We start from the raw sequence: 25,169 nt of genomic DNA on the forward strand, positions 1-25,169 counted from the left end.
CCTTTATGTCTGATTAAGGCCTAGCCACGTCGGCGACAAACTCAATTTTTTCACCCGCTTGAGTTTGCAAATAAAGTTTAACACTTTGACCTTCAACTAATGGGTTTATTAAGCCAAATATCATCAAATGATAACCGCCAGGTGTAAATTGGATTGTTTCTTTAGCTGGGATAACTAACTCTGTGAGATGAACCATTTTCATCGTTTCAGCTGTCATAATATGCTCGTGTATTTCAACACTGCGCGCGATATCACTGCCAGCCCCAACCAATATCTGAGGTTCGTCTCCGGTATTTTCAATTTGAAAATAGCCTGCGGTATTAGGCATTCCGGGTGGTAACAATCTCACTTGAGCTGATTTTACAACAAGTTGCGCGTGACAATTAAAAACAAAAAGTGCCATTGCCAACATTAGACTTCGACGCATTACTTATCCCTACACTGCTAATCATTGATTTGAATTATTCAGCAAATCGATTCAATTTACCAATGCTTCATCAGACTTTTTTAACACTCAAGAATGTCGTTGCTGGCTTACGCTACTTTTGTCTTTTACCAAGTAATATACAATGAGTCCAAATACTAAAATGGGCCAAAATGCACTCACGCCTGCTACAAACAAAGCAAACATCCCTGCACATACTGCAAAGATAATCGCCCCTACCACACTAAGCGCAACCACAAAACCCACCACGATGAGGACCGCAACAACAGCGGTAATAATTAAAATAGTCATAAACGGCTCTATCCATTGTTGATCAACTTGAATTCTTAAATCTAACCATTGTGTCGCCATGGTGCCGACTGTGTAGGTCAGCACAACAGCGATTAAGATTGCGAGCAATAGGTTCTTAAACATAACCCTGCCTATCGAGAGGGAAGAAGAAGAACGGCTGTCACGTAAGCGACAGAAGTGACCATTGGCAAACAAAATAAAGCCACAATCGCACCAACTCGAATTAACCATCTTGGTTGGTTCCAGTACTTTGCAAGACCTGCACAAACACCTGAAATTTTGCCATGTAACTTGTCTTTATGAAGCCTATTTACTTCGATATATTGTGTCATTACCTACCCCTTATCTTTGTTTACATTATCGGTGGCAGCCAATGGTTGCCACTTACTCGAACCTTGCTTATTTACGCTACTTTTTTCCGTAACATGGCAAGTTCATGTTCAATTTTCTCTGCCGCTTCTAATTGCACAAACTGGCTGTTTAAATCTTGTGATGAACTCACTAAATCATAAGCATCAACTTGTGATTCAAGATCGTCAATACGACGTTCATAGTGTTCAAATCGACCAATAGCCGCCTCGATACGATCAGCATGAGTATTGGCTTTAACTTGCAAACGCACCGCTGCTGAACGCTCCCGAATCACTAACGAGTTTTGCTTAAGCCTCGCCTCAGTTAACTTTTCGTGTAACTTCGCGGTATCGGCTTGTAAATCTGTTAGCGATGTTTCTACGCAGCTCAGTTCAGCTTCATAGCTGCATAGTTTTTGCTGGCATTGATGCTTTTCAGCTAAGGCTGCTCGAGCAAGATCTTCACGTTGCTTTTCCATCGCTAAAGCGGCTTTTGCCTGCCATGCTTCAACTTGAAGCGCCATCTTTTCACTTTTACGTTGGATGCGTTTTTTCTCTGCTAAGTTAGACGCTGCGACAGAACGCAATTCTACTAACGCTTCATCCATCTCTTGAATTAACAATTTTAATACTTTTGCTGGATCTTCAGCTTTATCGAGTATCGCATTCACGTTAGCCTGCACGATATCTGACATTCTTGAAATTAATCCCATGGTACGTTCTCCAATTAAGTTTATGAGTCACTAGTAGTAAAACACTGACCAGTACTGTGTTATTACAATTGGCATGCCAACCCCACAACAAACATTAACCAATTGATAAATATAACTTTTTAATTCTTCACCCAAATTTAGAGATAAATATCCAGAGTGTGATTGGTCAATTACACACTCGGATTCGTGGTTTTGACTAAAAAATAAATCAGAAAACTATTGTCTCAATATAGGCGCTAAGCCCCAAGCGAAGTAAACAGCCAATAGACGAGGAATTGCTGACCAGTAAATGTAGCGTGGAAAAATAGAGTGGTGGATGTAGACCAACGAAAGGACTCAAACAGGCATGGAGTGAACAGCATAAAAAGGGGTGAGCAAAAACATGCCAACAGGGGGGAACGGTCAATACAACTATTAGAGACCGTTTCGATAATTAAAAAATGCATTTGAGCGCCTACAAATCGCAGATTTTTGCACTAAGCCTATCAGGCTAAAAACTAATGCTCCTGCAAAATATGCCACAACTGGCGCCAAACTCATTATCAGTAAAGAGGTATGACTGATCATCATTGACTCCTCACTCAGCACTATTTTTATCTGCCTCAAACGCTTTTACGTCAGTAATAGTGACTTTAGTTGCATAGGTTTTTTCTTCATTCAGACTCACTGAATGCGTAGCGTTTAACACTGCTTCTTGAACACTGTAATGCACTTCTTGCTGGGCCACCGTCATAGCCTGTGAAACAAGGCTAGTTAGGATTTGTTCAACGCTAACTTCTTTAGCACTTACGCTGCTAGTAAAAATCAAGCTAGTAGTTAAAGCGGCAATAGCAATTTTAGATTTAGTAAACATAGTAATTTCCTTTTTAGTTAAGTGAATCATCTTAAGCCTTATTAAAGTGTTATTGCTTAAGTCGCTATCACTATTGCGATAGTTGTGCCAAAAAGGAAAAAATATTTAAGACGTTGTTTTATATGGATATTTACACAAAGCCCATTGCTTGCAGTGGAACAATAAAAAGTTTGTCAATTAAGTTTTAGCTAAATTGACCAACGAATTGGTCAATTTAGCAAACTGACTAATATTTAAGAAATGTTGCCGCTTTATTTTGCGTTTCTAGCAGTAGATCCAGTGCGTCAGTTAATAATTCGGGACCCGCACCTGGTTTTGTACCTTGCTGACTTAGGTAGCGCCGCCATACTCTGCCACCAGGTTGACCTTGAAAAAGCCCTAACATATGCCGTGCAATATTCCACACTCGCGCGCCTTGGCTTATCTGTTGTTCAATGTATGGCAGCATAGCCAAAACGATATCGGCCCGCTCTTTAACAAACGCCTCATCTCCATAAAAACGTCTATCGACCTCAGCTAAAATATAGGGGTTGCTGTACACTTCACGACCTATCATCACCCCGTCTAACTTTTCTAGATGTAAGGCTGCATCGTCTAAGGTTTTTACTCCACCATTTAGGCTGATGTGCAAATGTGGAAACTGCTCTTTTAAGTGATAAACGCGATCGTACAGGAGTGGCGGCACTTCACGGTTTTCTTTAGGACTCAGACCTTTTAACCACGCTTTTCTGGCATGTACAATAAAGGTATCACAGCCGCTTTGTCCGACAACATCGATGAAGCGCGTTAAATCCTCATACTCATCCATCTCGTCAATACCAATGCGACTTTTGACTGTCACAGGAATATCTACCGAAGCTTGCATACTTTTAATACATGCGGCAACCGTTTGTGGCTCAGCCATCAAACACGCACCAAAGCGTCCATTTTGGACCCGGTCAGAAGGGCAGCCTACATTTATATTAACTTCATCGTAGCCCCGTTCTTGGGCTAACACCGCACATTTAGCCATATCAACTGGATCAGAGCCGCCTAACTGCAGAGCAACAGGGTGCTCTTCTTGGTTAAACCCTAAGTAATCGCCCTTGCCAAAAATAATCGCGCCAGTTGTCACCATTTCTGTGTACAACAAAGCATGCTGAGAAATCTGCCGCAAAAAATACCGGCAATGTTTATCAGTCCAATCAAGCATTGGAGCTACAGAGATTGTGCGATTGAGTTGTTGTGTCACGATTTACCTGATTACTTAGCTATTCAAAGGGCACGCATTTTAGCTGATTTTGCCATCCGGCACTATAGATCCTACCACCCCTTACTTTAGCCAGTGAACTTGAGTTAAAAACGGCGTTAAAAAAAGCCCCGACAAGTCAACTCATCGAGGCTTGTTATGTCTCTTTACTAATTAAAGCTCTTTAGCGTCTGAGTCTAATTCCACAATGTTGTTAAATAGCGGTTTAAGACTCTCTAGCACCGTGGCTTTGTCGCCCACAACCACCGTAATCATTTCGTCTAATTGCAAATGTTTCTTGGCCAAGGCATTTAGCTCATCTTTTGACACGTCAGACAAAATAGCGTTTTGTTTATCCACAAAACTTTTGTCTAAATCATAAGAAATAATCTCTGACAAAAAGCCAAGCTTTTGATAAGGCGTTTCATAAGCGCGAGCATCGCGCTGACCAATGGCATTTTTCATAAAACGTAGTTCGTCGTCAGTCATACCAGCATCAGCGAAGCCTGAAATCTCATTTCTGAACTGCACGATTGAGTCAGCCGTGGTATCAGAACGTACACCAGCTTGAGCGCGGTAAAAACCATGTTTATTGTCACCAAAAAAGAATGAACGCGCTCCGTAGGTGTAACCCTTATCTTCTCGTAAATTAAGGTTTATACGACTGTTAAAAGCTCCACCTAGGTTATAGTTCATTAAATCGGCTAGGTAATATTCGCCCGTTGCGTCATAGTGTAACGCCCTTTTACCAATACGAATTTCAGATTGAGCAGCTCCAGGCTTATCAACAAAATACAAGGTACCCCCGGCTAGTTCAGGAAACCCGTTTAAACTCGGTGCTGGCGAGCTATTGCCTTGCCATTGATCTAACCCTTTAAGTGAGGCTTTAACGTGAGACTCATCCAAATTACTCACCACAATCAATTCAGCAAGCGAAGGCCCGTAATTGGCCTTATAAAATGCTTTTACATCCTCTAAGGTTAAAGAGGCCACCGTATCGATAGTGCCATTACTCGGGTAAGCAAAACTGTTGTTTGCACCAAACACCAACTGGTTAAACACTGCGGTGGCCGTAGCGCTCGCATTTTTCTTGGCATTTTTTAGCCCTTCAATTTGTTGCTTTTGGAGACGGGCAAAATCGTCCTGCTCAAATTTGGGAAAAGTCAGTTTTTCCAACGCAATCGCGAGGGTACTATCAAGATTCTTAGTTAAGGATCGCACACTCATCGTGGTGTGTTCGTCATTCACGCTAAAATCAACGCTAGAGCCTAACTTTTGCAGCTCATTGGATAGTGCCTCAGCGCTCGATTTCTGCGTCGCTTCTTCCATCATTGCAGCCGTTAGTGCAGCCAACCCTAACTTGTCGAGCGGCTCATGGGTCTGCCCAGCAGGAATTTTCAAACGAATGGTGGTAGTAGGTACTTCGTCATTCACTGCGCCAAGAATTGCAATGCCATTTTCGGTTTTGGCTTTATAAATGTCAGGTATTTTGATACTAGGATTTTTACCAGAAGGCGGAATAACTGAACGGTCAAAATCAGACGTTCCAGGGCGCAACTGTAACGCACTCTCATCCGTTTTTTCAGGGATGGTGCGTGTATAACGCTGCCATGTATCTGGTTTTATAATGGCATCAACTTGTCCCTTAGGGACGATACTCATAATGACGGCATGTTTATTTTTGATGTATTTTTGATACACACGCATCACATCTTCTTTCGTTACTGTTTCGTAGCGTGCGATATCATCACCAATAGCGTTAGGATCGTCGCGGTAAGTTTGGTAAGCCGCTAATTGACTGACTTTGCCACTAACACTTTCTAAGCCATAGATCATGTCAGACACAATACCTGCTTTCACACGTATTAAATCGTCGTCATTGGCACCACCTCGAGTTTCAAATTCAGCTAGCGAGTCACGGGCAATTTGCTCAAGCTCTGCCAATGAATTGCCCGGTGTAGGCAAAGCTAACAAGGTAAATTGGCAACTTAACTCACCACAGGAGTGACCGGCTTGTGCTTGCACCGCTTTGCCATTTTTAACCATATTTTTATACAACAGTGAGGTTTTACCTGAGCCTAAAATCGACATCAATACGTCAAGCGGGGCTTCATCAGCATGGTTCGCATGGACTGTTGGATATGTCATATACATAAGCGGCAAACCAACATTATCTTCCATGGAGATATAGCGGTCTTCCTTGAGCACAACTTCTGTGTATTCTGGTGCAGCGACTTCTGGCCCTCGGGGGATGCCACCGAAATATTTTTTCACCCATGCTAGGGTTTGAGCTTCATTCAAATCACCACCGATGGTTAGTGTGGCGTTGTTTGGCCCATACCAACGTAAAAAAAACTTTTTTAAGTCGTTTAGATCAGCTCGGTTTAGGTCTTCAATATAGCCGATAGTAAGCCATGAATAAGGATGGCCTTCAGGAAATAAGGCTTCATTTACACGCTCACGTAATAATCCATAAGGGCGATTGTCGTAGTTTTGGCCTCGTTCATTTTTAACTGTTTCGCGCTGATTTTCGAACTTTTCTTCTGTTACTGCGTCAAGGAAAAAACCCATGCGATCGGCTTCAAGCCATAACATGCGTTCAAGCTGATTTGATGGCACCGTTTCATAATAATTAGTGCGGTCAGTATTAGTTGAACCGTTTAAGGTTCCGCCTGATTCCGTAATCAAACCAAAGTGTTGTTCATCTGCTACGTTCTCGGAGCCCTGAAACATCATATGTTCAAAAAAGTGAGCAAAACCTGATTTTCCAACTTCTTCACGAGCTGAGCCAACATGATAGGTAATGTCTACGTGCACTAGTGGGTCAGAATTATCAGGATGCAATATGACTGTTAAGCCATTGTCTAATTCGTATTTAGTGAAGGGGATAAGGATTTCATCGCCCTGTTTACTTACCGAGCTAATTTTTTTAAAGCCGTCAGGTAAGGCGCTGGCCTTTGATGAGATTGAACTCCCAACCTCGTCTGGTTTTTTGCTATCACAGGCGCTTAAGCTTAATAGTGCAGCCATTCCCGTGGCGATAATAAAGCGTTTTTTCATTTTTATTTTACCCTCTTTTGCTTTTTTAATTATACAGAACGAATCATGCGGGATTCTCGCGATGGAATAAACCCTAAGGTCCAAACACGGCAAATAGCGGCAGTGTTGGCGTAAATCATTATTGTCGCTGGAGTATTTGAGACTAGAAAAATGCTAGTTGGAAACCCAAACTAATACGTTGTTGGTGGTGATTATAGTCAATCAAAGAATCACCATAACCGTTAAAGTATTGCAACAACACGTTGTATCTTTCGTTAATCGGGTAAGAGAGATTGAGCTCAATACTGCCCTTATTATCGTTGGTTTTAAGATTATTACGTAGTAAGGTCAGAACATCGATATTTGCTATTTTAGTTCCAAAACCTAGCTCGACATGCCCCAAGAAATCCGTAATGTCAGGATTATCGTCACCATTTGTGTCCATTGGATTTTCTTTGGCATCTTCGGGTATGCGATACCACGCTTTTACATAATAAAACGCATTTTCATCACTAAATAGCGTTGAAACAAACAAGCGATTCCAGCTGCGTGAGCGCAAGCCACTTTGGCCATTACTTTGGTGGTTAAAACCAGCTTGTAGCTGATTAAACTCAAAGCCCAATAGCTTTATTTCTTTTTGCCATGAATAAAAAATTTCAGGCTCATAATTTGTTTCCCGAAAAGGCTTTGATACTTCGCTGTTGTACACCTGCCAAAATGACATGGCGGTAAAACCAAAATATAAACCGGAGGAATCTTTATCATGCAGGTATAAAGGCAATTTCATGCTTATTTGGTACTTTGCTTCAAAAGAATCCAAATTTCCGTCATTGATGCCATCTGCAGAAATATCATTTGGTTGCCCCACCCAAGATACAGGCAACAAATAATTAAGACGATGTTGTGCGATAGAAAACGGATTGGCGACTGCGGCATTGTCTGCCTTACTTCGCACGTTTAAAATTGACTCACCCGCTTGAGTTTGTTGTGCCTCTGATTGCTCAATTTCTTGGGCATTAATTGAAGTGCAAGATAAAACCGGTATCAGTGTTTTCAAGCACCAAATAGCCCCTCGTTTGTACTTGATTACCATGTCTCTCACCCTTACTTGCGCCCTAATGTAATTTTTTGTCGTATTTTAGCAGTTAACGTCGAGGCCTTATACCCACAATACCGACTTATGGATTGATAAAATATCAAACTAATCAGCTATTTGATTGATTTTAACCAACGACTATTACACACTTGTGTCGTCTTACCGCCCTCTTGTACTGAGCCTTACCTTGAACGATAAAACCATAAAATCTGGAGTGCTATTTGCGCTAGCAGCTTATGCGATGTGGGGTTTTGCACCACTGTACTTTAAATTGCTGCAAGCTTTACCAGCGCAAGAAATTTTGATGCACAGAGTCATATGGTCAGTATTGGTATTGTGTATTTTAGTGATCTTTACAGGTAAATTTACGCAAGTAAAAATTGCAGCTAAAAATATCAAAGTGATGTCTATTTTGCTTTTATCGGGTTTATTACTCGCGGTTAATTGGCTGATTTTTATTTGGGCGATTAACAACGGGCACCTACTCGATGGCAGCTTAGGCTATTATATTAATCCCTTGCTCAATGTATTTTTAGGTCGGTTATTTCTGCAAGAACGCTTACGGCCGCTACAAAAAGCCGCGGTTGCGTTAGCCTTTATTGGGGTTTCCATTCTCGTCATTTCTTTTGGTCAAGTGCCTTGGATAGCTTTGTCTTTGGCCGCGACCTTTGGCATTTACGGTTTATTGCGCAAAAAAGTGGCGGTAGACTCATTGCCAGGCTTATTACTAGAAACAATGATGATGTTGCCCTTTGCGCTAATCTACTGGTTTGGCTTTAGTAGTGAACTTAGCGACCTTACTAGCAACTCTTTATCCCTAAATGTTAGTTTAATCTGTGCAGGTATTGTTACTACGGCTCCATTGCTTTGTTTTACTGGTGCAGCACGAAGATTGCGTTACTCAACTCTTGGCTTTTTCCAATATCTAGGTCCTAGCATCATGTTTGTTATAGCTGTTTGGTGGTTTAACGAATCTTTGGATATGGCGAAAATTACCACCTTTGCTTTTGTGTGGTTGGCATTAGCCATGTTTAGTTTTGACTCTTACCGTGCTTATCGCTCGAGCAAAAAGCAAGCCGCGATAAATGCAACTATTCCTGTACGATAATCGCCTTTATTGGTCGCTGACGATTTGGTTACGTCCTTGATTTTTAGCTTGGTATAAGTGTTTGTCTGCTTGGCGGATCATCCTACTGATGCCGCCTTGAGCCAAATGGGTCAAACCAATACTCACCGTGCAATTAAATTGTACTTTTTCAAACACAAACTTTTTGTCTGCCAATGCGACACGAAATGCTTCTAGCGCTTGATGCACATCTGCTTGCTCTTCGTTGATAAAATAGATGCAAAACTCTTCGCCGCCAAATCGGGCAGCGGTAAAGTTTGCAAAATGTTTGGCCACTAATTTTGCAATTTCTTTTAAACTATAATCGCCGCAATCATGGCCATAGGTATCATTGATCCGCTTAAAATAATCGATATCGAGGATCGCTAAACTTTGCTGTTTTGGCTTATGCTTTTGCAAGGTTTCGACTTTTTCGAAAAAGTAGCGGCGGTTTGGTAAGCCTGTTAAAAAGTCAGAATCCGCGGCACGCCTAATTAATTCAATGTTTTCAACATATTCTATATGTTGCATTACACGACTAAAAAATTCCTCATGGCAATAAGGTTTGAGCAGAAAATCGTTAGCGCCGCTTTTAATGTATCGGGCCGATAAGCCGGACTTTTTCGGGGACGTCATACCAACAAACGCCAAGTCTTCTTTTTTAAATTCTCTTCGTACAGCACTGAGCAGTTCGATGCCAGTCACTCTTGGCAGCCCCTCATCGTCAACAATAAGGAGTTTTATACTATTGCAGTTTTGTAAGGTCGTGAAAGCCGATTCCGCATCGGCTGCTTCATAGGTCAAAAAGTTATGACGACGCAGTAAGCCAACCATAGAAGCCCGGCGTGCTCGTAGGGCGTCAACGACTAACACACCAACCTTTTTGTTTTTTTCTAATCGGGATAATAAGCGACTTAAATAATCAAAAACTTGTTCGTTCTCTTTGGTGATGTAATCAACAATGTCTTTTTGAAGAATGGTGTGTCTGGTTTCGTCGTCTAAATACCGCGCCACAACAATAGTGGGCAAATAAGACTGGATAGTAAAATCAATCGCTTGGCCTCTGGGCGCATCAGGTAGATCGTAATCGACGATGGCGCATAAAAACGACTCAGGGGCGGAAGATGAAAAAATGACTTTCGCTTCAATGAGATTACGGGCACAAACGGGGTTCAACTTTGCCTTTAAGATCAGCTCTCGCATCACATCCATGCTGTGAGAATTGTCTTCAATGATCAACACACTTTGAGGCATAACGACCTTGAGCCACCTAAATTATTAAGTAGCAATCTACCAGAAGCAGTGCCAAAGACAAAACGCTCTGCGCTTTCTTTTTATGATTGGTATCAGCAACACACTTAAGCTTGCGTCAGCTTTGCAAATGACATCACCAACCATTTACTTCCAAAGTCTTCGAAATTAATTTGAATGCGAGCATGTTCGCCAGCCCCTTCATAATTTAGCACAGTGCCTTCACCAAATTTAGGATGGGCAACACGCTGACCTAATTTAAACCCCGTAGATTCAAACGCAGTGTGGCCTGTAGTGGGCGTAAAGCGGTTTTGTACTGGCCTTGAAATCGTCGTTCTCAGACGTACTTCTTCAATATACTGACTGGGTATTTCTTTAATAAATCGTGAAGGTGTGTGGTACTTGTCTTGACCATAAAGTCGACGGTTTTCTGCATACGTTATATATAACTTCTGCATTGCTCGGGTCATACCCACATAACAAAGTCGCCGCTCTTCTTCGATTTTGCCTGGCTCTTCATTACTCATTTGGCTTGGAAACATACCTTCTTCAACACCAGCCAAAATCACCAGAGGGAACTCTAAGCCTTTAGCGGTGTGAATGGTCATCATTTGAACTGCATCTTGATGACTGTCTGCTTGCGTCTCACCTGACTCTAAAGTGGCATGGGCCAAAAATGCGGACAACGGCGTCATATTTTCAGCTTCTTCAGGCGCTGAAAACTGCTTACACGCTGTAACAAGTTCTTCTAAGTTTTCAATACGTGCTTGAGCTTTTTCACCCTTTTCAGCCTGGTACATGGCAAATAGACCAGAATGTTTAATCACGTGGTCAGCTTGTTGCTCTAAAGACAATTCCGCAATATCACTCGCTAATTGCTTGATTAACTTAACAAAACCATCGAGAGCATTTAAAGCCCTGCCACTTAGACGCTTTTCATTAATCAGTTGTATCGCCGAATCCCATAAAGATTGCTCGTTCTCTTTGGCCAAATCACGCACAGCAACTAGGGTTTTATCGCCCAAGCCTCGGGTCGGGGTGTTCACGATCCGTTCAAATGCTGCATCGTCAATCTGCTGGTTAATGATCCTTAAATAAGCTAATGCATCACGAATTTCTTGGCGCTCGAAAAACCGTAAGCCACCGTAAATACGATAGGCGATAGACTCTTGCAACAAGGCTTCTTCTAATACTCGAGACTGAGCGTTATTACGATACAAAATGGCACAATCAGACAGTGCATGCCCTTTATCCCGCCAATCTTTTATGCGAGAAACATTAAAACGAGCTTCGTCGAGTTCATTAAAACCTGCATATAAGGAGATCAACTCCCCTTCAACGTCTTCTGTCCATAACTCTTTGCCCAAGCGCCCTTCGTTATTACTGATGACCGCATTGGCTGCGTTTAGGATATTACCAGTCGAGCGATAATTTTGTTCAAGACGAATGGTGGTGGCACCACCAAAATCCCTAAGAAAATGCTGAATATTTTGTACGTTTGCCCCGCGCCAACCGTAAATAGACTGATCATCGTCGCCCACAATAATCATATTGTTGGTCGGGCAGGCTAATAAACGCAACCAAGCATATTGGATATTATTGGTATCTTGAAACTCATCAACCAGAATAGTGCGGAAACGTTGCTGATAATGTTTCAGAACTGCAGGATTGTGTAACCATAATTCATGGGCGCGCAGCAATAATTCGGCAAAATCAACAAGGCCTGCTCGATCACAAGTTTGTTGATATACCTGATATATCTCACGCATTTTTTGTTGACTTGCATCACCATGCGTTTCTATGTGTTCTGGCCTTAAGCCTTCATCTTTATTACCATTGATATACCACTGAACATGTTTAGGAGCCCAATGCTTTTCATCGAGGTTGAGACTTTTTAATACTCGCCTAACTAAACGATATTGATCATCTGAGTCTAAAATTTGGAAATTTTCTGGTAATTTTGCATCTGCATAATGGGCACGCAATAAACGGTGGGCAATACCATGGAATGTTCCTATCCACATATTCCGCAGAGCCGATCCTTGTAACTGCTCCACTCGACCGCGCATCTCGCGGGCAGCCTTATTGGTAAAAGTAACAGCAAGTATACTATGGGGTGCAATACCTTCGACGTCCATCAACCACGCCATACGATGAACCAGTACTCTGGTTTTACCACTACCCGCCCCCGCTAAAATTAGCATGTCAGATGCTGGAGCGGCCACCGCTTGGCGTTGCTTATCGTTTAGTTGATCTAAGAGTCGAGATACATCCATTACAATTTACTTGTCTATATTTTTTTCGCAGTATACCAGTATTACTGTATTTAAATACACTACTACAGTTTTGCTAAAAGGAATTAATACAAGAATGGGATAACTTGTTATTCTGATTGAAGGAAAAAGATGGTGTTACCGCTCATTAACAGTCGCAAGTGTTAGGAGCTCATGCAAGCTATTAAGTTGTAGATCAGGAAGTAAGAATAAAGATTCTTTTTTTAAACACATTGCTCGGTCATGGGCATACCAAGCACTTTGAAATCCAGCTTTAATCGCGCCATATACATCATTATGTAAATTATCACCTACATGTAAAATCTGCTCAGGAGCCAGATTTAACGCTTCTTTACAAGCATCAAACATCGCCCTATGAGGTTTCATCGGCTGTTCGAGGTTCGCCTTGAAAACATGACAAAAATACGGTTCTAAACCTATTTGCTGCAAGTTAACGTTGCCGTTGGTAATCGCAACCAGTGGATAGCGAATGGCTAGGGCTTTTAATAAAGAATGAATATTTTCTTCTACCGTAAAATTACTGCGATGGAAGTAAAAACGATGGAAGCTATATTCAACAGCGCTGTGCAATTCTGAATTTGAAAAGCCCACTGATTGAAAAACCAAATCAAGTACTTGCTTGCGTAACTCTCCCATGTCGTTTTTAAGATTCGGGTTGCTCCCCAGTGCAGCCTGACGAAACGCAAGCCAATGACTTTTCTCAATAGCCATTGTAGCGGGATAGGCTTGCTTGAGATCAGCTAAAAATGCTGCTTCAGCCACAGGCATATGCACGTTGTTGTCATACAGGGTGTCGTCTAAATCAAAGGTAATGGCTTGGAAAGGTTTAAGCTTTTTGTAGAATTTCATTTTTAACCATCTGTTTTAATTTATGACTCAAAGCGCATATTAGGCACCTAAATTCAGTAAACTAACCAACAGACTTAGTATTAATATTTTAATAATTTGGGAATTAATATACTGAGAAACTGCTGTAACTGTGTGATCAATAGGGTATCCATATCAGGATTAAAATGGCTAGCGTCCTTACTACTCACTGCCAGCATACCTAATTCGCCTAGATCACCAAGTAGCAACAAGGCAACTGAGTTTGCTTCTTGATCAGAAAACAATAGTTTTCGTTCATGTTCGCTTAAACGTCCGAAAAAGAACTTATCACGACGAAAACGTTTTTCGATGAATAAACGACGTTGGATCTCAGGAAAAGCATTAGCACCAACAAAAGGTTTAATCACTACCGATTCTAACTTTAAACGCTCTTGCATAATTTCTTCAAGTATAAGCTCAAGCTCTTCCATGCTTTCTGCCGCTAACAAACGCAAGTTTAGATCGGCATAGACGCGGTAAATTTGTTCATTTTGTCGCGCGATTGAAATCAATTGATTGAGTTTATAATTTAATAATCTCACTTTTTTACGCAGTTGTTCACTTTGTAATTCGACTAACGATACACTGCCTTTCAAGGTGTGGGGAATAGTTAAGTCTTCTAAAAGATGGGCATGTTTGATAAAAAAATCCGGATGGGAAAGTAAATAGTCAGCGATTTCTGTATCACTCAAAGCATTGTTGTCAAAGCCTTGGCCGATTTCTAACTCACTTTTTTGCTGTCCCATCACATCACTCATAAGTTTATTATTCCATCAAAAATATGTTCTGCTGCACCGGTCATTTTTAATACCGCATCTTTTCCAGGCCACTTGATTCGCAGACTTCCGCCTGGTAGGTCAACTCTCACATCTTTACTGAGACGATTTTGCAATTGACCTACTGCAACTGCAGCACAAGCACCACTTCCGCATGCTAGGGTTTCACCAGAACCGCGTTCGAATACTCGTAGTTTAACGTGACTTGGATTTATTATCTGCATAAATCCGACATTAACGCCTTCAGGGAAACGCTCATGTTTTTCAAGCAGGGGGCCAAAAGTCTCAACGTCAGCCTGCTGGACATCATCAACTAACAAGACACAATGTGGATTCCCCATTGAAACCGCCCCACAGAAGAAGGTGTGGTCGTCAGCACGAATAATATAGGTTTTTTCTTGTTTATTTGCTTTCAAAGGAATGTGCACGGGGTCAAAATTAGGCACGCCCATGTTCACCGTAACCATCCCATCTTTTTCAAGGTACAACACCATTTTACCCGCTTTGGTGCTGACGGTTATCTTATTACGATTGGTAAGACCTTTCATTTTGACAAAACGGGCGAAACACCGAGCGCCGTTACCACATTGCGAGACTTCAGAGCCATCGGCATTAAAAATGCGATAATGAAAATCTTGCTCTGGATCATAAGGAGGCTCTACTAGCAATAATTGATCAAAGCCAATGCCGAAATTCCGATCAGCCAACTGCTGAATCTTCTCCTTTGAGAAAAATACGTTCTGAGTGACATTATCAATAACAACAAAGTCGTTACCTAAACCGTGCATTTTTGAAAATTGAATTTGCATTATTACTACTTAGCTAATTTCGAACTCTAAGCCCATCGTTTCAGAACTTAGATAACATGTACAATTTATATCACTTCGCTGAATAACTGACTATGTCTTTAATCAGTTAGAGAGAAAAAATCCGGCATTTACGTAGGAGTAAATACCGGATTTTGAGGATTTTTATCCTAAAATATGCTCGCCAGCAAATAATTGCTCGATGCTTTCTCGCTCTCTGACAATATGACTTTGTACGCCATCCACCATTACCTCAGCGGCCCGGCAACGACTGTTATAGTTTGAGGCCATCACAAAGCCATATGCGCCTGCACTTCTCACCGCTAAATAGTCACCTGCGGTGATAGCGAGTTCACGTTCTTTACCTAAAAAATCACTGGTTTCGCAGACTGGACCCACAACGTCATAAATTGCAGCAGGCTTAGTATTGTCGATAGCCAAAGGAATAATGTCCTGCCAAGCAGAATAGAGAGCAGGCCGTATCAAATCGTTCATCGCAGCATCAACAATGGCGAAGTTTTTTTCAGCACCTTGCTTGATAAATTCGACTTTGGTTAATAAAACACCTGCATTGGCGACAATGGCCCGCCCCGGTTCAAAGATCAATTGTAAAGATTCACGGCCTTGCATGCGCTGGGCAATCGCTTGCGCGTACTGATCAGGATGAGGCGGTTTTTCGCCTTTGTAGGTTACGCCCAGTCCACCACCAATATCTAAATGGGCGATTTCAATACCCAGTGCGGCAAGCTCATCGATGAGACTTAACATAATGTCCAACGCATCAACGAAGGGGGTTAAATCGGTCAACTGAGAACCGATGTGGCAGTCCATACCGACTATGTGCAAATTATCCAAAGAAGCAGCATATTGATACACTGCAACGGCTTGCTGACGCTCAACACCAAACTTATTGTCTTTGAGACCGGTAGAAATGTAGGGATGGGTTTTAGCATCAACATCCGGATTTACCCGCAAAGAAATAGGCGCCACCTTACCTAAGGATGCAGCAACCTGATTGATTCGGTCTAGCTCCGGTAAAGACTCGACATTAAAACATTTAATATTATGGGTAAGCGCGAGCGCGATTTCTGTTTCTGTTTTGCCTACCCCTGAAAATACGACTTTAGCAGGATCACCCCCCGCCTTTAAAACTCGAGTTAATTCACCGCCAGAGACAATATCAAAGCCCGAGCCTAACTTAGCCATGACATTTAATACTGCCAAATTAGAATTCGCTTTTACCGCGTAACACACTAAATGAGGATGGTCGCCTGCGGCCTTATCAAACGCTAACCAATGGCGTTCGATCGTTGCCTTAGAATAGACATAACAGGGTGTACCAAATTTTTGGGCAATGTCACTAAGCAAAGCATCTTCGGCGAAAAGTTGTTGACCTTTATAACTAAAATGATCCATCTCAACGGGGTTCCTGTTGGTTAGGTGGCGGTAGGGTTTCACTCTTGTTGCTCGTTGGCTCTTCAGGTAAATACAAAGGGCCTTTTTGGCCACACGCACTAAGACCAACCAAGCCAATAAGCAGTAAAATAAATAACTTAGGATTTTTTAACATCAATATCAAAACAGTAAAAACAGAGTATGACTAATGATGTCATTTGCCAGACAAAAAACAAAGCGCCTTGATGCGATAAGTTAGTTATTTGATATAGATAAACCCGTTGATATTCATTTCGCTGACTGTTGCAATCTGTACATATCTGAAAACAAACCAAAAGGCTTGAACGATTGAAAATCTTAATGAGGTATTCATCAAGAACGCCCTTGCACAGCTTAAATCCCGAATTAAATTAAAACCGCTTAGAGGATAAAAATTAAGCGATTTACTTTTTATTTTATAGCATTGCTAAGTAGGCGCAGTATACTGGATACCGATGTTGCCACCTGAAGGAATTAAAATGGAATACAATACATCTGCGTTGTGTGATTTATTTGCTGACAGTGTAGACGTGGTTGAACCCATGTTCGTTAGCTTTGGTGGCCGCCCGTCATACGGTGGCATAGTGACAACAATTAAGTGTTTTGAAGACAACGGCCTCGTGTTAAAAGCCATTACTCAGCCCGGCGTAGGCAAAGTCTTACTTATTGATGGTGGTGGTTCAATGCGCCGCGCACTCATAGATGCCAGTGCGGCTCAACTCGCTTATGAAAATGGTTGGGAAGGCATCGTGTGCTACGGTAGTGTTCGTGAAGTAGACGAGTTAGAAGAAATTAATATTGGTATTCATGCCATCGCGTCTATTCCAGTGGGGGCCGATGACCAAGAAATTGGCGAAGTCGATATTGCCGTCAATTTTGGTGGTGTTACTTTTCTACCCGAAGATCATATTTACGCCGACCGTACAGGCATAATTTTATCGCCTGAACCTTTGGATCTTGAATAGCTGCTTTATAATTTTCGATTCAAATAAAAACGCCGCTTAACAAGCGGCGTTTTTTGTATGTATTTAAATGAAGTATTGTTTATTTCGCTACCAATACCGACACTTTGTCGATACCTGCTTTTTTCACTTCGTTGATAACTTCAGTCACCATACCGTGTTTCGCTTTTGGATGAGCTTGAACGGCAGCAGAATCTTGGTTGTTTTCAGCCAAGAAACTTTGAATGTTTGCTTCAACGCGTCGAATGTCTACTTCACGGCCATTAACAACAATCGTACCGTCTTCGTTTACACGAATAGATAATGATTTCACATTAGTTGGAGGTGGTGGAGTATTAGTATCTTTCGGGCGGTTTATTTCCAAACCTGTTTCTTTAACAAACGAAGTGGTTACGATAAAGAAGATAAGCATGATGAACACGATGTCCAACATGGGCGTCATATCAATTGCTGCTTCGTCGTCAGAGGAGCCGTGTTTTTTTCTTTTCATCGGTATTAATCGCCAATAAGTTGAATATGAATCTGCCTAGTATAAAGACAGTTTTGCCTGAGAGCATCTATTAATTCGTTATGAATTAATCCAAAGCTCAAAAATAAAGTCGTGTTTATTTGCTTATAGCCTGCCCCAAATGACAAAAATAATCCAGTAGCTTATGCGAAATAGTTTGTCTTAATTGATCTTGAGGATAAATTCCAAGCTTTGCTTCAGGACTTTGTTTGGTTCCTTGTACCAAAAACGCATTTTTAATTCGATGGTCCTGTATGGCGGCTTCAAACGCTCTAGCTACTAACTCTTGCGGCTGAGCATAGTAAAAACAATTCAGATGTTGGTCAGCGAGCACACTGCGATTGACAAACTCATTAGGGGCGCCCTCGTCGGTAGTTAAAAAAATACTTGCGTAACACTGTGAAAGTTTGGTGTTTAGTGCATGGACACGCATGTCGCGGTCACCAAGCCAAACGGCCGAGGCGAACTCATTGGGACGACTAGTCAAAAACAATTTATCACAGATATAGTGGTCAAAGGCATGCATCCATTCATGTGCAAGTGATCCACCTCCGGCATTTTTTGCTAAAGCCAGAATACGTGTATTGGACTCATAATGAGCACTGCTGTGTTTTCGCCCGCCTCTACCAAATGCCAGCGATAAGGTACCGTTTAAAGATATGACCTGTTCAGGCACCGCTAAAATATCCATTAGGTCGCATAGAGCATCAAAAAATAAGTTGGCAGCGGTTTGTTGTTCTTGCTTGTTAACCCAACTACCAATTGTGATAGTACGAAAGCCAAACATTTTTCTAATATCTTGAAAACTAACATCCGCCCCATCTCGATGAGAGGCACCGTTACGATAATAAGGTTGCTGTAGCCGAGAACGAGGATAAGCCGCCACGAAAAGTTAGATTTCCGCTAACTCGGCAACAAGTTGCTGGCACCATTGATCTATCCTGCTATCGCTTAATTCATATTGATTTTCGTCATCTAGACACAAACCAACAAAATATTCATCGTCTGCAATCAAAGCTTTTGATTCGTTAAATTCGTAGCCTTCGTTAAACCAATAACCAATAAACTGACAACCCAGTATGGCCAGCTCATCATGCAACAGCCCTAAGGCATCTTGAAACCAATCGGCGTAGCCAAGTTGATCGCCTAAGCCAAAAAGTGCGACGGTTTTATCTTGTAGATTAAGCTCTGCGATGTCATCCCAACTCGATTCCCAGTCTTCCTGTAACTCACCAAAATCCCATGTCGAGATACCAAAAATCAAAGTCGTAAATTGCTCTGCTTGTTTTAAAGCAACATCTTTTATGTTGAACAGTTGTATGTGCCTTGGGGCGAGTAAATCATTTAACTTAGCCTGAATTTTCTCGGCTGCCATTTCCGTGTAACAGGTGCTAGAGCCGTAAAATAAACCGATGTCATTAGTCGCTGTTGTCATTCAATAAGGTACTTAATTTTAAAATTAAAGGAACTAAACGCTGCAAGAGCATGATCTTATCACTGCCCTTGGATATGACCAACTTATCCACTTCCTTTAAACTATTGGGAAAGCCACCATCACGGTGAGAAAAAGAGTAATGAGTACTTTCAGTACGCTGCTCTTCGTCAACTTGATCATAGATGGTAAATTGAAAAGCCAGTCCTACACCTTCAACATCCTTTGATGTTTGCCCCAACAATTTTTATATAGAAAGAAAAAATTAAGCTTTAGCTGCTCTTTATGTGCATTCAAATATTCGTTAAAGTAAGGAGATCCTAATAATACTATAAATAGTATTCTTAACCGTAACCCGTTACCTGAGAATAGAATGCGACTCCAATGAAAAAAATTCAACTAGGCTTATTACTTTCGGCCGCGCTAACGCTCCTAGCCTGCGGTGAGCAAACACCTCAATTATCGTCACATGACAAGGCAACTCAACCAATGACTTCAACAACAAATAAGGCTTTACCTGATTGGCAAAATCCGCAAGTGTTTCAAAAAAATAAGCTTGCCCCCCGCGCGCATTTTTACAGCTTTTTACAAGACCCAGGCCAATTTGTGAGTGAACCGTGGGAACAAGATAATTACTTAAGCCTCAATGGCATGTGGAAATTTAATTACGTCACTGCCCCTGACGACAGACCAATCGATTTTTATAAAAATGACTATGACGTATCTGGCTGGAAAGAGCTTAAGGTCCCGTCAAATTGGCAACTTGAAGGATACGGCGTAGCAAATTATATCAATATGCGGGTGGACTTTACTGACAAACCTGTGGCCGGTGAGGTGCCTAATGATAATAACCCCGTTGGCTCATACAAACGCGAGTTTGAGCTTCCTGACAACTGGCAAGACAAGCAGGTATTTGCCTATTTTGGCGCCGTAAAATCCGCTTTTTACGTTTGGGTGAATGGTGAAAAAGTGGGTTACTCACAGGACTCTAAAAGCCCTGCTGAATTTGACATCACACCCTATGTGCAGGCTGGAAAAAATCAGATTGCCTTAGAAGTATATCGATGGTCCGACGGCACTTATCTGGAACTTCAAGACATGTGGCGTTTGAGCGGAATCGAACGTGACGTATATATATATGCAACGCCCAAAGTTCGCTTGGTTGATTTTCATGCTGATGCAGGATTAACAAACGATTTTGTTGACGGCGACCTGACATTTAACGCCCTTATCAAAAACCACAGCGCTAACACCGCGCAAGGCTATCAGTTGAAAGTGGATATAAGTGACGCTACTCATGCTTCGGTGTTAAGTAAAACAATCAATATTGATGCCTTTACTCGCGATCAAGAGCAGCAAGTCAATTTTGAACAACGTATTAGTAAAGTAAGCCCATGGAATGCCGAACAGCCTCACCTCTATGGTTTAACACTAACTTTGTTAGATGACCAAGGTGGCACGCAACAAGTCGTGCGAACTCGCCTCGGATTTAAACGCAGTGAACTAAAAAATGGCAATGTTCTAATTAATGGCAAACCTGTTTTGTTTAAAGGCGTTAATCGTCACGAACACGATGAGCATACAGGCCACGTTATTAGCCGAGAATCAATGCGCCAAGACATGGCCTTACTGAAACAATTTAATATCAATGCAGTGCGAACGTCTCACTATCCTAATGACCCTTACTGGTATGAACTTGCAGACGAATATGGCATGTATGTGGTTGATGAAGCCAATATTGAATCACATGGTATAGGTGCGTCTAATCAAGGGCACTCTTACGATCCAAGTAAGCACATGGTCAATATGCCTGAGTGGAAAGCGGCCTACCTATCACGGGTAGAAAATCTGTATGAACGCGATAAAAACCATCCTTCAGTCGTTATTTGGTCTATTGGAAATGAAAGTGGGGATGGCCCCAATATTGAAGCCTTGTACGACTGGCTTAAAACCAAAACATCGATACCGGTTATGTCTGAACAAGCGCAGACACGCCGCCATACTGATATGTACAGCCAAATGTACGCCAGTATCGATACCCTAAAACACTATGCCTTAACTGAATCAGAGTTACCTTATCAGCGCCCTCTGATTTTATGTGAATACGAACACGCCATGGGTAATTCTATGGGAAACCTAGCCGATTACTGGCAATTGATTGAACAATACCCGGTGTTGCAAGGCGGCTTTATATGGGACTGGGTTGACCAAACGTTCGCCATGCCAACGCCAGATGGCGGCACTTACAAGGCTTATGGCGGGGACATGGAAACCGAAGGCATGTACAACGATGGTAACTTTAGCGCAAATGGAATGATGGCAGCTGACCGTTCGCCTAATCCCCACGCTTTTGAAGTCAGAAAGGTATATCAGTATATCGATGTATCCGCTGAAGATTTGTCAAAAGGCCAAGTGAACATCATCAATAAACGAGATTTTACGTCTTTGTCGGACGTTTATTTAGAATGGCGTATTGAGGGGAACGGTGAGCTGATTGAGTCTGGCAAAATTGATACCGTCAACGTCGCGCCTCAGCAGCAAACTATGCTGACATTGCCTTGGAAGTTTAAAGCCAACCCCAATACCGAGTACTTTGCTATTTTTGTTTGGAAAACGAAACAAGCCACGGTTGCCTTGCCTGCCGGCTTCAGTGTTGCTAGCAGCCAACTGGCCTTAAAACCCGCAGCGAGAAGTGAATCACCCGCACTCGCTTCTGGCATTATTGACGTGCAAGACAACGAACAACAGCTGCTTATTGCAACAACATCCAACAATCATAAAACGTCCATCGCCTTTGACAAAACCTCTGGCTGGTTGAGCCGCTATGATTTAGCCGGTAAAAACATGCTTGTAGCAGCTTTGCGTCCTGAGTTTTGGCGCGCGCCAACCGATAATGACTTCGGTGAGCAGTTCCCGAAAAAAGCAGAGGTCTGGAAATTAGCAGGTCAACACAGCACCTTAACTCAATTCAATTGGAAACAACTAAATGACCAACAAATTGAAATAAAAACAGAGCATTACCTTGCTGATGTTGAAAGTCGTTATTTGTCTACTTACCTTGTGTCAGCGTCTGGCCAAGTTGACGTTGATCATTGGTTTTATGCTGCCCCGCATAAATTTCAGTCAGCCCTGCCACGTATCGGGAACTTAATGCAAATTCCCGGTGAATTTGACCAAGTTAGCTGGTTTGGTCGTGGGCCTCATGAAAACTACTGGGACAGAAAAACCTCCGCACTAGTGGGTCGATACAGCATGTCGGTTGACGAATTGTACTTCCCTTATGTCAGACCTCAGGAGAATGGCTATCGCAGCGACGTGCGTGAAGTCAGTTTTACCAACAAAGATGGACAAGGTTTGCAAGTCACAGGTCTTCCGATGATTGGTTTTGGCGCGCAGTTTTATGATGTACACGATTACGACCAATTTGACAAAAAAGGGCTTCATCCGCATGATTTGCCCAAAAAAGAGCATATCTTTATCAATATCGATTACAAACAACGAGGTATAGCGGGCACAGATTCTTGGGGCTCTTCCCCTCTTTATCAGTACACCTTACCTTGGCGCGATTATCGTTATGGATTCAGCATCAAACCCATTTATACCAATAAGTAACTGATAGGCTGATACGAAAGAGGCATGCCCTTTCGTATCAGTTTTTTATGTTAAACGTTTCCTTGCGGTCAAGGTACTTTCATGGCCCCTTCATTGCTACCGTGATTTAATTGAATATTTCACTTTCTAAGCTATAGACCTGCTGGAAAATGGCTTTTAATATGAGTTGACTCAGATGCGCTCAACAAGAATTTCTGTTCTGTTGGTTAGCCATCACCACCATTTCTGCACACTCTGCAGTTGAAAACGCTCGATTATTATTAGGAAGATGATGAAATTTATCGTAACGACGCTTTTAGCAAGCGTACTGCTTAGTTCGTGTTCACCGGCTAAGGTGGAAGCTCCCGTTGCCAAACAAGCTGCCGTTTTTCCCGTATATGGTCAGTGGATTACTGAGCCTGATGGTAGTGTCATGCTCGATTCTCAACCCTCAGGCTTGGTCAATTGGCGTCAGCAATTAATGATACTCAGTGACAGAAGCGCGTTAGAACAACATCGTTTGCGTCTGAGAACGATTGAGCCAAACACGGCGCAAATGCCTGATAGTGGTATAAAATTGCGATTGGCTGATGAGGTCAAAGCAAATTGTTTTGCCGGATATGTGAGCCGTAACCCCGATTTAGAATCCCTAGTAGTTGATCCCGATGACGACACTATTTTGTACATGGTGACTGAAGATGCCACGTATGACGACGAGTTAAGCGCACAATGCCGTGATACGTTTCAGCAGACAGACACAAGCCAGTATCCTTTTTTGCTCGTTCGCATTGCCCTCCAAGACAACAGCAGCGCTTTGATAACGCATATTCGCCCGCTGCAATTTACTGATGAAATGCAAGTGGGCAACACGCCAAATGATGGTATCGAAGCCATGGCTTTTGGGAAAAACCGCACGTTATATTTAGGACTTGAACGAGACAGTCACAAACAAGCGCGGATTTTCTCTTTGAACATGCCAAGTCATTTTTGGCAGAGTACTGACTTTGCCGGTGTTGACGATCCACAACTTAAATTACCCAAGTTTGATAAGGGTAATCACCCCATTAACGGCATGGATTATTATCAAACAACTGAGGGCCAAGATTTTCTGATTGCTTCAGCTCGCAATGATTCTAAATTATGGCTCATCGACTTAAGTGGTAGCAAAGAAACCCGTATTCTCCCCCTTGAATTTTATGCGCAACTTACGTCTTCGACTGATAACTGCCAAGATTGGGAAAAGATGGACAATGCCTCGATAGAGGGAGTGGCCGTAATCGGACAAACTATATGGATGGTCAACGACCCTTGGAAAGAGGCCTATCCTAAAAATATCTTGTGCTTACAAAACAAAGAGAATTACCAGAATTTTTCGCCACTGCTGTTTAGATTACCCATCCAAGCTCATTGGTTTGAATAGGCAAGACTGAGGGGCTCACCTATGCGTATTGCTGCTTGATTATGGAGTCAAGCAGCAAGCTATCATTCTGCGCTTTTTAGTAAACTGGCAAATTTTTTCTTAAATTTGGCTAATTTAGGTGCCACGACCATGTTGCAATATTGGTTTTGTGGATTATTAGTAAAATAATCTTGATGATAATCTTCAGCTTGGTAATAGGTTTTCAGCTCAGTAATTTCAGTGACCACGGGATTAGACCAGATCTCTTCTAACTCGATTTCATCGATGATCTGCTCTGCCGTTTTCTTTTGTTCAGCATCATGATAAAAAATTTCACTGCGGTATTGCGTACCCACATCATTACCCTGACGATTCATTTGCGTGGGATTATGCAGGGCAAAGAACACTTCTAAAATATCTCGATAGCTAATTTTGTCTGCATCAAAATTCACTCTCACCACTTCGGCGTGGCCCGTTGTACCCTCACACACCTCTTCATAGGTAGGATCGACTTTATGACCACCTGCGTAGCCAGAAAACGCAGACTCTACCCCTTCAACACTATTGAAGGCTGATTCTATACACCAAAAACAGCCACCGGCTAAGGTTGCATGTTGAATATTTGCCATAATGTTTCCTTAAAAAATGACTACTGACGCAATGTAGTTACGCGGTCTCGATACATCAAGACCAGCATAAACAAAAATTTATCCTACTACTGTTGAATCC

Annotated in this window: 24 protein-coding genes; 4 read left to right on the forward strand and 20 right to left on the reverse strand. The window is 42.1% G+C overall.

Annotated elements, in window-relative coordinates; all coding sequences use genetic code 11:
* Positions 1-13: 13 nt before the first annotated feature.
* The 8 genes from ACEN2L_RS06025 to ACEN2L_RS06060 form a co-directional block, all read right to left on the reverse strand.
* Complete coding sequence (locus ACEN2L_RS06025; protein WP_441742504.1) at positions 14-427, reverse strand: copper chaperone PCu(A)C; 414 nt, start codon at positions 425-427, stop codon at positions 14-16.
* 87 nt (positions 428-514) lie between these two features.
* Positions 515-859, reverse strand: coding sequence for a hypothetical protein (locus tag ACEN2L_RS06030; protein WP_441742505.1), 345 nt, complete (start codon positions 857-859; stop codon positions 515-517).
* A gap of 8 nt (positions 860-867) precedes the next feature.
* Positions 868-1,068: a PspC domain-containing protein gene (locus ACEN2L_RS06035; RefSeq protein WP_441742507.1), complete on the reverse strand. Its 201-nt coding sequence runs from the start codon at positions 1,066-1,068 to the stop codon at positions 868-870.
* 71 nt (positions 1,069-1,139) lie between these two features.
* Positions 1,140-1,799 (reverse strand): PspA/IM30 family protein, encoded by a 660-nt coding sequence (locus tag ACEN2L_RS06040; RefSeq protein ID WP_306021409.1) that lies wholly within the window; start codon positions 1,797-1,799, stop codon positions 1,140-1,142.
* Between the two features lie 577 nt (positions 1,800-2,376).
* Entirely contained in the window at positions 2,377-2,652 is a 276-nt protein-coding gene (locus tag ACEN2L_RS06045; protein WP_306021410.1) for a hypothetical protein, read from the reverse strand.
* Between the two features lie 226 nt (positions 2,653-2,878).
* On the reverse strand, positions 2,879-3,883 hold the full coding sequence (gene dusA / locus ACEN2L_RS06050; protein ID WP_441742509.1) for a tRNA dihydrouridine(20/20a) synthase DusA: 1,005 nt from the start codon (positions 3,881-3,883) through the stop codon (positions 2,879-2,881).
* 171 nt (positions 3,884-4,054) lie between these two features.
* The gene (locus ACEN2L_RS06055) at positions 4,055-6,940 is read right to left on the reverse strand and encodes a M16 family metallopeptidase (protein WP_441742511.1); all 2,886 of its coding nucleotides are present in this window, start codon (positions 6,938-6,940) and stop codon (positions 4,055-4,057) included.
* Positions 6,941-7,082: 142 nt separating this feature from the next.
* Positions 7,083-8,012 (reverse strand): phospholipase A, encoded by a 930-nt coding sequence (locus ACEN2L_RS06060; protein ID WP_441742513.1) that lies wholly within the window; start codon positions 8,010-8,012, stop codon positions 7,083-7,085.
* Between the two features lie 217 nt (positions 8,013-8,229).
* Between ACEN2L_RS06060 and rarD the strand changes: the two genes are divergently transcribed.
* Positions 8,230-9,123, forward strand: coding sequence for an EamA family transporter RarD (gene rarD, locus ACEN2L_RS06065; protein ID WP_441743093.1), 894 nt, complete (start codon positions 8,230-8,232; stop codon positions 9,121-9,123).
* Positions 9,124-9,129: 6 nt separating this feature from the next.
* On the opposite strand, the gene ACEN2L_RS06070 is transcribed toward rarD, so the two are convergent.
* From ACEN2L_RS06070 to lptM, 7 genes are all read right to left on the reverse strand, one after another.
* Entirely contained in the window at positions 9,130-10,374 is a 1,245-nt protein-coding gene (locus tag ACEN2L_RS06070; RefSeq protein WP_306022714.1) for a diguanylate cyclase, read from the reverse strand.
* A 104-nt stretch (positions 10,375-10,478) separates the two neighbouring features.
* Positions 10,479-12,647: a DNA helicase II gene (uvrD, locus tag ACEN2L_RS06075; protein WP_306022715.1), complete on the reverse strand. Its 2,169-nt coding sequence runs from the start codon at positions 12,645-12,647 to the stop codon at positions 10,479-10,481.
* Between the two features lie 135 nt (positions 12,648-12,782).
* Complete coding sequence (locus tag ACEN2L_RS06080) at positions 12,783-13,514, reverse strand: HAD-IA family hydrolase (RefSeq protein ID WP_441742516.1); 732 nt, start codon at positions 13,512-13,514, stop codon at positions 12,783-12,785.
* An 80-nt stretch (positions 13,515-13,594) separates the two neighbouring features.
* On the reverse strand, positions 13,595-14,290 hold the full coding sequence (locus ACEN2L_RS06085; protein ID WP_306022717.1) for a DUF484 family protein: 696 nt from the start codon (positions 14,288-14,290) through the stop codon (positions 13,595-13,597).
* Positions 14,287-15,117: a diaminopimelate epimerase gene (gene dapF, locus ACEN2L_RS06090; RefSeq protein WP_306022718.1), complete on the reverse strand. Its 831-nt coding sequence runs from the start codon at positions 15,115-15,117 to the stop codon at positions 14,287-14,289. Before dapF ends, ACEN2L_RS06085 begins: the two co-directional genes overlap by 4 nt.
* Positions 15,118-15,279: 162 nt before the next feature.
* Positions 15,280-16,530: a diaminopimelate decarboxylase gene (gene lysA / locus ACEN2L_RS06095; protein ID WP_441742518.1), complete on the reverse strand. Its 1,251-nt coding sequence runs from the start codon at positions 16,528-16,530 to the stop codon at positions 15,280-15,282.
* A 1-nt stretch (position 16,531) separates the two neighbouring features.
* A complete protein-coding gene (gene lptM / locus ACEN2L_RS06100) occupies positions 16,532-16,684 on the reverse strand; it encodes an LPS translocon maturation chaperone LptM (RefSeq protein ID WP_441742520.1) in 153 nt (50 codons plus the stop codon).
* A 343-nt stretch (positions 16,685-17,027) separates the two neighbouring features.
* Between lptM and rraA the strand changes: the two genes are divergently transcribed.
* A complete protein-coding gene (gene rraA / locus ACEN2L_RS06105; RefSeq protein ID WP_306022721.1) occupies positions 17,028-17,513 on the forward strand; it encodes a ribonuclease E activity regulator RraA in 486 nt (161 codons plus the stop codon).
* 79 nt (positions 17,514-17,592) lie between these two features.
* Here rraA and ACEN2L_RS06110 read toward each other — a convergent pair whose 3' ends face one another.
* The 4 genes from ACEN2L_RS06110 to ACEN2L_RS06125 form a co-directional block, all read right to left on the reverse strand.
* Positions 17,593-18,000: an ExbD/TolR family protein gene (locus tag ACEN2L_RS06110; RefSeq protein WP_306022722.1), complete on the reverse strand. Its 408-nt coding sequence runs from the start codon at positions 17,998-18,000 to the stop codon at positions 17,593-17,595.
* 115 nt (positions 18,001-18,115) lie between these two features.
* Positions 18,116-18,904, reverse strand: a complete 789-nt coding sequence (locus tag ACEN2L_RS06115; RefSeq protein WP_441742522.1) for a CLCA_X family protein — start codon at positions 18,902-18,904, stop codon at positions 18,116-18,118.
* A 6-nt stretch (positions 18,905-18,910) separates the two neighbouring features.
* Complete coding sequence (gene fldB, locus ACEN2L_RS06120; RefSeq protein WP_306022724.1) at positions 18,911-19,453, reverse strand: flavodoxin FldB; 543 nt, start codon at positions 19,451-19,453, stop codon at positions 18,911-18,913.
* Entirely contained in the window at positions 19,437-19,691 is a 255-nt protein-coding gene (locus ACEN2L_RS06125) for a hypothetical protein (protein WP_441742524.1), read from the reverse strand. Before ACEN2L_RS06125 ends, fldB begins: the two co-directional genes overlap by 17 nt.
* A 143-nt stretch (positions 19,692-19,834) precedes the next feature.
* Here ACEN2L_RS06125 and ACEN2L_RS06130 point away from each other — a divergent pair, with 143 nt between their 5' ends.
* Positions 19,835-23,062: a glycoside hydrolase family 2 TIM barrel-domain containing protein gene (locus tag ACEN2L_RS06130; protein ID WP_441742526.1), complete on the forward strand. Its 3,228-nt coding sequence runs from the start codon at positions 19,835-19,837 to the stop codon at positions 23,060-23,062.
* Between the two features lie 271 nt (positions 23,063-23,333).
* Entirely contained in the window at positions 23,334-24,461 is a 1,128-nt protein-coding gene (locus ACEN2L_RS06135) for a hypothetical protein (protein ID WP_441742528.1), read from the forward strand.
* A gap of 62 nt (positions 24,462-24,523) precedes the next feature.
* Here ACEN2L_RS06135 and msrA read toward each other — a convergent pair whose 3' ends face one another.
* Positions 24,524-25,069, reverse strand: a complete 546-nt coding sequence (msrA, locus tag ACEN2L_RS06140; protein WP_306022727.1) for a peptide-methionine (S)-S-oxide reductase MsrA — start codon at positions 25,067-25,069, stop codon at positions 24,524-24,526.
* Positions 25,070-25,169: the final 100 nt, after the last annotated feature.

The organism is Flavobacterium sp. W21_SRS_FM6 (assembly GCF_052119645.1).
In the GTDB taxonomy this organism is placed as follows: Bacteria; Pseudomonadota; Gammaproteobacteria; order Enterobacterales; family Alteromonadaceae; genus Paraglaciecola.

Coding starts and splice junctions, on each gene's coding strand:
- ACEN2L_RS06025 (WP_441742504.1), bottom strand. CDS start 427: ATGCGTCGAAGTCTAATGTTGGCAATGGCACTTTTTGTTTTTAATTGT.
- ACEN2L_RS06030 (WP_441742505.1), bottom strand. CDS start 859: ATGTTTAAGAACCTATTGCTCGCAATCTTAATCGCTGTTGTGCTGACC.
- ACEN2L_RS06035 (WP_441742507.1), bottom strand. CDS start 1,068: ATGACACAATATATCGAAGTAAATAGGCTTCATAAAGACAAGTTACAT.
- ACEN2L_RS06040 (WP_306021409.1), bottom strand. CDS start 1,799: ATGGGATTAATTTCAAGAATGTCAGATATCGTGCAGGCTAACGTGAAT.
- ACEN2L_RS06045 (WP_306021410.1), bottom strand. CDS start 2,652: ATGTTTACTAAATCTAAAATTGCTATTGCCGCTTTAACTACTAGCTTG.
- ACEN2L_RS06055 (WP_441742511.1), bottom strand. CDS start 6,940: ATGAAAAAACGCTTTATTATCGCCACGGGAATGGCTGCACTATTAAGC.
- ACEN2L_RS06060 (WP_441742513.1), bottom strand. CDS start 8,012: ATGGTAATCAAGTACAAACGAGGGGCTATTTGGTGCTTGAAAACACTG.
- ACEN2L_RS06070 (WP_306022714.1), bottom strand. CDS start 10,374: ATGCCTCAAAGTGTGTTGATCATTGAAGACAATTCTCACAGCATGGAT.
- uvrD (WP_306022715.1), bottom strand. CDS start 12,647: ATGGATGTATCTCGACTCTTAGATCAACTAAACGATAAGCAACGCCAA.
- ACEN2L_RS06080 (WP_441742516.1), bottom strand. CDS start 13,514: ATGAAATTCTACAAAAAGCTTAAACCTTTCCAAGCCATTACCTTTGAT.
- ACEN2L_RS06085 (WP_306022717.1), bottom strand. CDS start 14,290: ATGAGTGATGTGATGGGACAGCAAAAAAGTGAGTTAGAAATCGGCCAA.
- dapF (WP_306022718.1), bottom strand. CDS start 15,117: ATGCAAATTCAATTTTCAAAAATGCACGGTTTAGGTAACGACTTTGTT.
- lysA (WP_441742518.1), bottom strand. CDS start 16,530: ATGGATCATTTTAGTTATAAAGGTCAACAACTTTTCGCCGAAGATGCT.
- lptM (WP_441742520.1), bottom strand. CDS start 16,684: ATGTTAAAAAATCCTAAGTTATTTATTTTACTGCTTATTGGCTTGGTT.
- rraA (WP_306022721.1), top strand. CDS start 17,028: ATGGAATACAATACATCTGCGTTGTGTGATTTATTTGCTGACAGTGTA.
- ACEN2L_RS06110 (WP_306022722.1), bottom strand. CDS start 18,000: ATGAAAAGAAAAAAACACGGCTCCTCTGACGACGAAGCAGCAATTGAT.
- fldB (WP_306022724.1), bottom strand. CDS start 19,453: ATGACAACAGCGACTAATGACATCGGTTTATTTTACGGCTCTAGCACC.
- ACEN2L_RS06130 (WP_441742526.1), top strand. CDS start 19,835: ATGAAAAAAATTCAACTAGGCTTATTACTTTCGGCCGCGCTAACGCTC.
- ACEN2L_RS06135 (WP_441742528.1), top strand. CDS start 23,334: ATGAAATTTATCGTAACGACGCTTTTAGCAAGCGTACTGCTTAGTTCG.
- msrA (WP_306022727.1), bottom strand. CDS start 25,069: ATGGCAAATATTCAACATGCAACCTTAGCCGGTGGCTGTTTTTGGTGT.